We start from the raw sequence: 5,755 nt of genomic DNA on the forward strand, positions 1-5,755 counted from the left end.
AAAGAGTGAAAATATCATTACCCGGGATCTAGAAAATAGCTTTCCATTTTGACATAGAGGTCATGGCTGCAAAGCAAAACAAAGGCTAAAAGAAGAAGGAAAATGTTACGCATGTATTGATTCTTTAGGTACCAAATATACGAGGAAAACATAGGAGTGGATTTTGAATGAGAAAAGAAATCTCACTTTCTGAGAGTAGGTGAAATGCAGGTGTTTTTAGCAGGGTTTAGTTCCCATATATTTTGCAAGATTCCTGGAAAGCAATATGCCTGGCCTAAACGAAATTGCTCAGGCTAAGAATATAATTTTTAAAGAAATTTTTACCGTATTTTTCTGTCTCTTCTTTTCAAATTGCAGATAACTTTAGGCCCTTTGCTGCAAATATCAGGGATACAGAATTTATGCTAGAAATAAGTCTCGCTAATAAAAGTCTTTCTGCTCCATAACCCACATGAATTTCCGCTGATCCAAGGGAAACGTTCGCTCATTGCGCCTTAAGACCATTTCCAGGGTATCGGATCCGGCAATCCCTTTCCATGAGTATTGTTCGCTGCTTATGGATTCAACCCGTCCGATGAAAATGGAAGTGGTATCAAAGCGAGGTTTGATGGACACATTCATCATGCTATCCAGGGAGAAATTGACCTGTCGGAAATTGGAGGTACCTTGGGTAATATGGCCATATCCAGCGTTTGGCCCTCGCCTGGGGCTTATGACGATACGGTTCCATCGGCTTGTATCGGTTGGGGATAATTGGGCCTCTCCATTTCGACTAAAACTTTCCACATCAAAAGCACCCTCTATAGCAATAGGTATAGCCTCTTTCCTTGCTTTATAAAAATCATAGTCATTGTAAAAGGTATAAGCAAACGAATAAAGCTTATAGTATACAGCCATATAATTTGGTATAAATCTGCATAATAAGTCAGAATTATGAAGAGTATATATACCCAGAATACGATCAGAAGCCGCTGAGGAAGTCCAGATCTCCTGTTTTTGAAGAGCCCCAGGATAATAAATCCGCATAAAGCAAAACCCAAGATAAAAACAATGCTTATTAGGTGGCTCATAAAGAGAAGTTGAAGTTCTGTATAGCTACCTAAACACCTGCAAAACCCCTGGAGGTTGCATCCTTATCTAAAGGATAAAAGCCGATCATTGGTTTATCACCCCAGCAGGTATTATAGTCTCTATTACAGAACCAAATAGGTAAACGGAGCTGTCTGGCTGAATATATCAAATAATGAGAAAAAATCTTCTCAAAGCAGTATCCGTACTCTATTCTTCCCTGATAAAATTCAGCTAAAAGGCTGAGTCATCAGGACTCTTCCCATCAAAAATATAGGTAGATTATTCAGGCAATCAATTCCAGCTTTACTGCAGGTCTATATCCAAAACTGAACTATTACACACCCAATATCCAAAAAAATGAGTGCCGACACGGAGCTTATGGAATCCTGGAGCACATGGAAACGTGTAGCCTTTAGATTCATCTTTGTACTTTTTGTATTGAAAACCTCTATTTGGTCTTTTATTCCTGTAATCGGGAGTTATCTCTACAAATTTTACTACTACCCATCTTTTTTTATACAAAACTACCTCCTGAAATTACACGAAACCCCTAAATGGGTCCATCCACCTACAGGAAGTGGGGATACCCTTGATGACTGGATGCTTAATGTAGCCTATATAGGAATTGCTTTGCTGGCTACCCTCATTTGGTCGCTGCTGGATAAAAAGCATAAGGATTACCGGCAACTCAATACCTATCTGGAAGTAGGCTTACGCTATTATCTCGCGATGATTATGTTTAGCTATGGTATTTCGAAATTATTTGTGCTTCAAATGCCTTATCCCTCTTTGGCGCAGTTTTATACACCCCTGGGAGAATTTACCCCCATGCGTTTCACCTGGATGTATTTAGGCTACTCTGCTCCTTACCAATTTTTCGGAGGCTTTCAATTTGATGACTAAGCCGATAGAATAAAATATTATCAAGCTCCATTCAGTCCCAATGCTTCCGATAGGACTACGTTCTTTGCTTTTTTATGTAAGCGAGAGGCGTAATCCCGGTTTCATTTTTAAAGACCCGATAAAAACTACTTTTAGAACTAAAACCACACATTTTCCCAATTCCGGTGACAGTATACTTATCAAGATCTGCGGACATCAACCTGGTTTTTGCTTCTTCTACTCGATAAGCATTAACCAGATCATAGAAAGTTAGCTCCAGGTGATTATTTATCATCATTGACAGATTTTTGTCTGAAATACCCATCTTTTCTGCCAAATCCCTGAGAGATAAGCGGGGATTTAAATAAGGTTTCTCTTCTTCCATCAGCTGTTTTAGTTGAATCCCTAGTGCGGCGAAATCCTGAGATACTATTTTTTCCTTCTCCGGCTCAAATAGAAACTCTGGAATAAAATGACTCACTTGCTGTATCCCATAATAAGCCAGATAAAACATGGAGATAATAAGTGCCAGCACTACAACATAGCCATCCCAATCGGCATAATAGTTCCATAGAAATTCGATCAATGTGAATAGAAAATCCAGAGTGATCACTCCGAAAAACGTATACACAAACTTGAATAACCACCTAAATTGGACCTCGGACAATTCTGAAAAAATGTGGACCAGCTTTCCCTTTACCTGACTCAAAAGCCTTACTGAAAAAATGAAATAAACCACCCCATATATATCCTTGTACAGCGTCAACTCTACTGTATCAATCTCTTCTACATAGGGGAATACAATCGACTCTGAAACATAATTCACGATTATTGGGGCGGTATAGACTAGCGCATAAACTATACTCGGGAATAGATGAATCAAATTCATCCAAAAGAATCGGTCTTGCTTAAAAAATATGGATTTAAGGTAGAGGATATCAGTACCGGAAGAAAAATCTGGGCGGTATTCAGAAAGTGGAAGCTATAGTATACAGCCATATAATTTGGTATAAATCTGCATAATAGTCAGAATTATGAAGAGTAATATTACCCAGAATACGATCAGAAGCCGCTGAGGAAGTCAGATCTCCTGTTTTGAAGAGCCCCAGGATAATAATCGCATAAAGCAAAACCCAAGATAAAAACAATGCTTATTAGGTGGCTATAAAGAGAGTTGAAGTTCTGTATAGCTACCTAAACACCTGCAAAACCCCTGGAGGTTGCATCCTTATCTAAAGATAAAAGCCGATCATTGGTTTATCACCCCAGGCAGGTATTATAGTCTCTATTAACAGAACCAAATAGGTAAACGGACTGTCTGGCTGAATATATCAAATAATGAGAAAAATCTTCTCAAAGCAGTATCCGTACTCTATTCTTCCTGATAAAATTCAGATAAAAGGCTGAGCATTCGGACTCTTCCCATCAAAATTTAGGTAGATTATTCAGGCAATCAATTCCGCTTTATGCAGGTCTAATAAACTGAACTATTACACACCCAATATCCAAAAAAATGAGTGCCGACACGGAGCTTATGAATCCTGGAGCACATGGAAACGTATAGCCTTTAGATTCATCTTTGTACTTTTGTATTGAAAACCTCTTATTTGGTCTTTTATTCCTGTAATCGGGAGTTTATCTCTACATTTTTACTACTACCCATCTTTTTTTATACAAAACTTACCTCTGAATTACACGAAACCCCTAAATGGTCCATCCACCTCAGGAAGTGGGGATACCCTTGATGACTGGATGCTTAATGTAGCCTATATAGGAATTGCTTTTGCTGGCTAACCTATTTGGTCGCTGCTGGATAAAAAGCATAAGGATTACGGCAACTCAATACCTTTTGGAGAGTAGCTTACGCTATTATCTCGCGATGATTATGTTTGCTATGTATTTTCGAATTATTTGTGCTTCAAATGCCTTATCCTTCTTTGGCGCAGTTTTATACACCCCTGGGAGAATTTACCCCCATGCGTTTCACCTGGATGTATTTAGCTACTCTGCTCCTTACCAATTTTCGGGAGGCCTTTCTCGAAACCCTGGCGGTTTGGCTGATTCTATTTCGTAGATCATTACTTCCCGGCCTACTTGTGCTTCTAGGAGAGTAATAGGGGAATGTTTTCTTGCTCATTATTCTATGGCTTCCGTTCAAGTTGTTTTTCTTTCTTCTCGTTTTGATCATTTTATTTCTGCTGCTTAAGTATCGCGAACAGATGATAAATGTATTGTAAACCGCACCCTACCAGCCCGTTGCCATAGAACCCTATTTTTGACATAGCCTGGCAGAAATATCTTCGTATCGGATTGAAAGTTGCCTTCCTGCTTTATTCGTTTGCTTATACCTTTACAATGACTATGATTTTTATAAAGCAAGGAAAGAGGCTTATACCTATTGCTATAAGAGGGTGTGGTTTTTGATGTGGAAGTTTTAGTCGAAATGGAGAGGCCCAATTATCCCAACCGATACAAGCGATGGAACGGTATCGTCATAACCAGGCGAGGGCCAAACGCTGGAATATGGCCATATTACCCCAAGGTACCTCCATTTCCGACAGGTCAATTTCTCCCTTGGATAGCATGATGAATGTGTCCATCTACTCGCTTTGATACCACTTCATTTTCATCGGACGGGTTGAATCCATAGCAGCGAACAATACTCATGGAAAGGGATTGCCGGATCCGATACCCTGGAAATGGTCTTAGGCGCAATGAGCGAACGTTTACCTTGGATCAGCGGAAATTCATGTGGGTTATGGAGCAGAAAGACTTTTATAGCGAGACTTATTTCAGCATAAATTCTGTATCCTGATATTGCAGCAAAGGGCCTAAAGTTATCTGCAATTTTGAAAGAAGAGCAGAAAATCCGGTAAAAATTTCTTTAAAATTAATATTCTTGCCTGAGCCAATTTCGTTTGGCCAGGCATATTGCTTTCCAGGAATCTGCAAAATATATGGGAACTAAACCCTGCTCAAAACACCTGCATTTCACCTACTCTCAAAAGTGAGATTTCTTTTCTCATTCAAAATCCACTCCTATGTTTTCCTCGTATATTTGGTACTCAAGAAATCAATACATGCGTAACCATTTTCCTTCTTTCTTTTAGCCTTTGTTTTGCTTTGCAGCCATGACCTTCTATGTCTCAAATGGAAAGCTATTTTCTAGAGCCGATAGCAAGCGACCATGAGTCTGTTAACATGGGACATTTGAAAAGAGTTGAAATATCATTACCCGGGATCGTATGCTGGATGCTTCCCTGGTCGCTCAGGGAGAAGGCTGGCCATCGATTTCTACTCAATGGGAAGATCAGGACAGTACCATTACTCAATTTACCTTTTACACAGCTGAGGCGGGCACCTATGTAACAGGGGTTTCCACCAAAGCAAGAAACATCGAACTCACGGCCGATAAATTTAATAGCTACCTGGAGCACGACGGAGTTCTGGATATGCTTGAGCAACGAAAGAATGACGGCTCATGGGATCAGGATGCCGTCGAGAGCTATCAAAAACATGTAAAAGCCATCTACCAGGTAGGCGATACAAAGACAAATGATTGGAGTACTGTTTTGGGCTATCCCATTGAATTTGTCCCTCAGAAAAATCCGTACGAAACCTATACGGGCGAAAAGCTGGAGGTGAAGTTGCTGCTGGAAGGTGAGCCCCTATCCGGACAATTGGTCTATGCTGATTATGTTGCAAGTAAGCACACTCATTCACATAGCGAAACCAAGCATGATCACGAGCATGAGCATGATGGGGCTACCCATTCCCATACGAATGCTGATCACACGCATAC

Annotated in this window: 5 protein-coding genes; 2 read left to right on the forward strand and 3 right to left on the reverse strand. The window is 40.0% G+C overall.

Features of this window, described 5'->3' with window-relative positions; translation table 11 throughout:
• Window positions 1–420: 420 nt before the first annotated feature.
• Complete coding sequence (locus tag D5R40_RS29800; RefSeq protein ID WP_124155643.1) at window positions 421–897, reverse strand: hypothetical protein; 477 nt, start codon at window positions 895–897, stop codon at window positions 421–423.
• A 531-nt stretch (window positions 898–1,428) separates the two neighbouring features.
• Between D5R40_RS29800 and D5R40_RS29805 the strand changes: the two genes are divergently transcribed.
• Window positions 1,429–1,974 carry a hypothetical protein gene (locus D5R40_RS29805; RefSeq protein ID WP_124155644.1) on the forward strand — a complete coding sequence of 182 codons (546 nt, stop codon included), beginning with the start codon at window positions 1,429–1,431 and terminating at the stop codon, window positions 1,972–1,974.
• 55 nt (window positions 1,975–2,029) lie between these two features.
• On the opposite strand, the gene D5R40_RS36425 is transcribed toward D5R40_RS29805, so the two are convergent.
• Both D5R40_RS36425 and D5R40_RS38280 read right to left on the reverse strand, forming a co-directional pair.
• A complete protein-coding gene (locus D5R40_RS36425) occupies window positions 2,030–2,779 on the reverse strand; it encodes a helix-turn-helix domain-containing protein (RefSeq protein WP_205127735.1) in 750 nt (249 codons plus the stop codon).
• Window positions 2,780–4,740: 1,961 nt separating this feature from the next.
• Window positions 4,741–4,905, reverse strand: coding sequence for a hypothetical protein (locus tag D5R40_RS38280; protein WP_205127736.1), 165 nt, complete (start codon window positions 4,903–4,905; stop codon window positions 4,741–4,743).
• Window positions 4,906–5,198: 293 nt separating this feature from the next.
• Here D5R40_RS38280 and D5R40_RS29815 point away from each other — a divergent pair.
• Window positions 5,199–5,755 (forward strand): DUF4198 domain-containing protein (locus D5R40_RS29815; RefSeq protein ID WP_205127737.1); only part of this gene is annotated, 557 nt, incomplete at its 3' end.

The organism is Okeania hirsuta (assembly GCF_003838195.1).
Lineage (GTDB): Bacteria > Cyanobacteriota > Cyanobacteriia > Cyanobacteriales > Microcoleaceae > Okeania > Okeania hirsuta.

Excerpts from the sequence above, each read along its gene's own strand:
- D5R40_RS29800 (WP_124155643.1), bottom strand. The coding sequence starts at position 897 with ATGGCTGTATACTATAAGCTTTATTCGTTTGCTTATACCTTTTACAAT.
- D5R40_RS29805 (WP_124155644.1), top strand. The coding sequence starts at position 1,429 with ATGAGTGCCGACACGGAGCTTATGGAATCCTGGAGCACATGGAAACGT.